Origin of the sequence: Streptomyces sp. NPDC086766 (genome assembly GCF_044746005.1) — a bacterium.
GTDB lineage: Bacteria > Actinomycetota > Actinomycetes > Streptomycetales > Streptomycetaceae > Streptomyces.
This window is the reverse complement of the sequence record NZ_JBIVBI010000055.1, coordinates 1-3,561: the sequence shown is the minus strand read 5'-3', so window position 1 is coordinate 3,561 and position 3,561 is coordinate 1. Positions and strand designations below refer to the sequence as shown.

The following is a 3,561-nucleotide window of genomic DNA, read 5'->3' as shown; positions in this document are numbered from 1 at the left end:
ACCACCCGCTGAAACAGCTCCCACAACTCGTCTGGAACCACGCGCTCGACCATCACCACACAGTGCAGACTACCCAGTACGCCAAATGAGACGACATCTTAATAGACACTAGGCACTTTTCAAGTCGTTGGTGGCGCATTAGCCTCCCTCTTGCTGCGTCAACGCGGCGCTACAGCTCGATCACAGGGGGTTAGGACTGTGGCAGTGATCAGCGGCGAGAACAGCGACGACCACGTTGACCCGCCTGGAGGACAGGCTCGTCCACCGCGCTACATGCACACATCGGCGCAACTGACCGAAGACGGCGTTCTGCATGCGACGACTCGGACCTGGACGGACATCCTCCTCAGCGGCTTCCACGGCTCCGTCAAGGTTCTGCTCGTGAATGCCCAGGGTGACTGTGTCGATGTGAGCCCGGTTCACGTCTATGGCGTGGACGGCAAGTGGATCGGCACCCACGACCGGACGGACACATGGACCGCAAACTTCGACCCGAAGGTAGCAGCGTCCACAGCAAGTCTTAAGTTCGTGCACTCTTGGGACCCTCAGTGGCTTCAGTCCATTCAGAACACCGTGCAGTGGATTGGAGTACTGATCGATATGATCATTAAGGCCATCGTGCAGAGCGGCAAGGGCAACGTCAGCTAGCGGCCCTTTACCCAGGGGGCGCGGGGTACCCGGTCTACCTCTGCAAGAGGGCATAGGCAACCAACCTCGAATGTCCCAGCACAAGGACGGAGCGGGCCCGCCCTGCCTCTCATGTGGGAAAGGGAGGGCCCGTTTCACTGTGAATCGCTTGCACGGTTCCGCGTGAGGCCGGCCGCCGGCGAGACTGACAGCGGCTGCTCGCCGGTGGTGATGACACATCTGGATGTCAAAGCCCCCAGCATCGGCCCACCGGAGGTCATTTGGCCGGTGGGCGCAGACCGATAGAACCGCCGATATCCGCTTTGTAAGCCTGGTGCGCCCCTGAGTGGTCTCCAGTGATCGCTGCGGACGATGGCTGGCGACCCCGGCGAGTCACCACTGTGGCCGTCCTTTTCTGCCTTGACCGTGACTGACAACTCGTTCCGGCACGGATATGGCACGCGACGACTTGTTCTCCCAAACAGCGGCGCCACGCGACCTCGTTTGCGACCGCGCCCGCGTGCTGGTCTCACGCGAGTGACTGGTCTACCTGGTTCGTGCGATCACCGGCTGACCATCGAAGCCAATGCCGCTCCGCGGCAGAACGGACAGGTGAAGACATGGCTGACCTCTGGATGCCCGGTGCCGACAAACACGACATCGGAGACCATGCTCCCACCGACGGGGGCCCTGCCAAGGCCATTGCTCATGTGACCTGGGACCGCAACGCCACCGAGGCCAAGCCCCAAGACCTCGTGCCGTACGCCAACCTCCGCTCGTATTTCTCCGGCGGAGGCAGGGCCGTCGCCCCGCACGTGCTCTGGGACCCGTTCACCGGTCACATGGCGCAGTTCGTCCCGGCCAACTCCCGCTCCAAGTCCCTGGTGGACACCTCCGGGGGCACACGGACCAACCGGGCCGGCTCCGTCGTCCTCCAGATCGAGGCCCTGTTCTTCCCCTACTGCCAGGTGGACGGCAAGGTCTACGAGTCCCTTCAGGACACCCCCGGCAGGGGCTGGGACGAACTGCACGCCTGGGTGAAGTCCTGGGAGGTGCCGGACACCTGGCCCATGGGCAGACCCACCGCTTTCACCGGCCACCGCAACGAGAAGGTCTGGGAGACCAATGCGGGCTGGTACGCCCACGCCCACGTCCCGGAGAACGACCACACCGACCCCGGGACCTGGTTCGCCTTCCCGAAGACCAAGGAGCACTCTGGAGAGGACGGGGAGTACGAGCCCTTCCCCGGGGCTGTCTGGTTCACCATGGGCCGCCGGAGCCTCGTCGTGGCCCGAATGCACGACCGCCTCGTGGCCGTCGGCTGCAACCAGTACCGGTCCACCCGGGACAAGGACGTCATCGGCTCCGGCGACGTTGCCTCCTACCAGGCGTGGCAGCGCAAGTGCGGCTTCACCGGGTCGGCTGCCACTTGGCCTCCAGGGAAGACTACTTGGGACCTGCTTCAGGTCCCGAAGAGCTGACTGAAGCCCCGCACAATCGAACGTCCGGGAGCCGACAGGCCACCGGGGTCTGTCAAACGAACGGCCCTGTCTCACTTTCGGTGGTGACGGAGAGGGGGCTTCCACCTTGATCGTGGACAACGGGATCAAGTGGCGGGCGATGCCCGCCGACTTCCCGCCGTGGGACCGGGTCTATGCGTTCTTCCGCCGCTGGCGCGACCACGCCCTGATCAAAGAGTTCCACGACCGGCTGCGCGCGCAGGTCCGCGAGAAGCTGGGGCGGGACGCGGAGCCGACGGCCGGGGTGATCGACTCCCAGTCCGTCAAGGCGGACGCCGTCGTCGGAGCGGACAGCCGCGGCTTCGACGGCGGCAAACTGGTCAACGGGCGCAAGCGGCACGTCGTGGTCGACACCCTCGGCCTGCTCCTGGGCGTGATGGTCACCCCCGCGGATGTCGGCGACCGCACCGCCGCCCAGGTCCTGCTCACGCAGGTGGCCGACGCCCACCCCCGCCTGGCCCTCGTCTGGGCCGATGGCGGCTACACCGGCAGCCTCGTCGAACACTGCCTGGCCACGTTCGCCCTGGTCCTGGCGATCGTCAAGCGCAGCGACAACATGCGCGGCTTCGTGGTGCTGCCTAAACGGTGGATCGTCGAGCGCCTCTTCGCCCACCTGATGCAAAGCCGCCGCCTGGTCCGCGACTTCGAACACCGCACCACCAGCGCTGAGGCGATGGTCTACTGGTCGATGACCCTGCTCATGACCCGCCGCCTGGCCCGCTGACGCCGTCGGCGAGCGTGAAGCGGCCAGGCGCCGGCTCAGCCAGCCAGCCGCGGGCGACCAGGCGTTTCGCCTTCGACCGCAGTGCCTCCACCCGTGCCGGCACCACCTCCATGCCGAAGACAGCGGCCATCTCCTGGCAGGTCAGCGGCCCCTGCCCGAGCCGGGACCGGTCCACGAGTGTCTTGAAGATGCGCTGGTAGTCGACCGGCAGCGCCGACCATGCAAGCCCTTCGCGCCACACCGGCACCTGCGATTTCTGCTTCGCCGCGACCGTCACCAGCGCCGGAGCCTCGCCCGCAATCCCGGCGTCGGCCGGCGCGGGCAGCAGCACTCCGACCCGCCGGCGGGCGATCGTCCACTCCTGCCATTCCTGCTCGGCCGCGGCCAGCTCGGCCTGAATGCGGTCGGCTTCCTCACGCAGCCCGTCCACCCGACGGCGAGCGGCGAGCTCGTGTTGTTCCAGCAGTCCGACCACCGACGGCATCCGAGACCTCCACAGGAGCGACGACACGATGAGCCACCACTCCCACACTGCCGCTACCCCTACACCTGACCAGCGGAAACGCTTTCCTCAAGCTCGGAAAGACAACAGCTTCTTAGACGTCGTCTCATTTGGTGAGCCTGCGGTAACAGATGAGGCTGCAGGCGATGGCGGTGAAGGCCAGGAAGTGTTCGGCCTTGCGTTCGTAG

At 65.9% G+C, this 3,561-nt stretch carries 4 protein-coding genes; 3 read left to right on the top strand and 1 reads right to left on the bottom strand.

Annotated features, from left to right (window positions below):
• The first annotated feature begins 198 nt into the window (after positions 1-198).
• From ACIPM1_RS33800 to ACIPM1_RS33790, 3 genes are all read left to right on the top strand, one after another.
• On the top strand, positions 199-648 hold the full coding sequence (locus tag ACIPM1_RS33800) for a hypothetical protein (protein ID WP_402441199.1): 450 nt from the start codon (positions 199-201) through the stop codon (positions 646-648).
• A gap of 599 nt (positions 649-1,247) precedes the next feature.
• On the top strand, positions 1,248-2,108 hold the full coding sequence (locus ACIPM1_RS33795; RefSeq protein ID WP_402441197.1) for a peptidoglycan-binding protein: 861 nt from the start codon (positions 1,248-1,250) through the stop codon (positions 2,106-2,108).
• Positions 2,109-2,220: 112 nt separating this feature from the next.
• Complete coding sequence (locus tag ACIPM1_RS33790) at positions 2,221-2,871, top strand: IS5 family transposase (RefSeq protein WP_402441200.1); 651 nt, start codon at positions 2,221-2,223, stop codon at positions 2,869-2,871.
• Here the strand turns inward: ACIPM1_RS33790 and ACIPM1_RS33785 are convergent.
• Entirely contained in the window at positions 2,846-3,355 is a 510-nt protein-coding gene (locus tag ACIPM1_RS33785; protein ID WP_402441195.1) for a hypothetical protein, read from the bottom strand. The genes ACIPM1_RS33790 and ACIPM1_RS33785 overlap by 26 nt on opposite strands.
• Between the last annotated feature and the right edge of the window lie 206 nt (positions 3,356-3,561).

What these genes read in the sequence shown, in the direction of transcription:
- ACIPM1_RS33795 (WP_402441197.1), top strand. Translation starts at nt 1,248, where the DNA reads ATGGCTGACCTCTGGATGCCCGGTGCCGACAAACACGACATCGGAGAC.
- ACIPM1_RS33785 (WP_402441195.1), bottom strand. Translation starts at nt 3,355, where the DNA reads ATGCCGTCGGTGGTCGGACTGCTGGAACAACACGAGCTCGCCGCTCGC.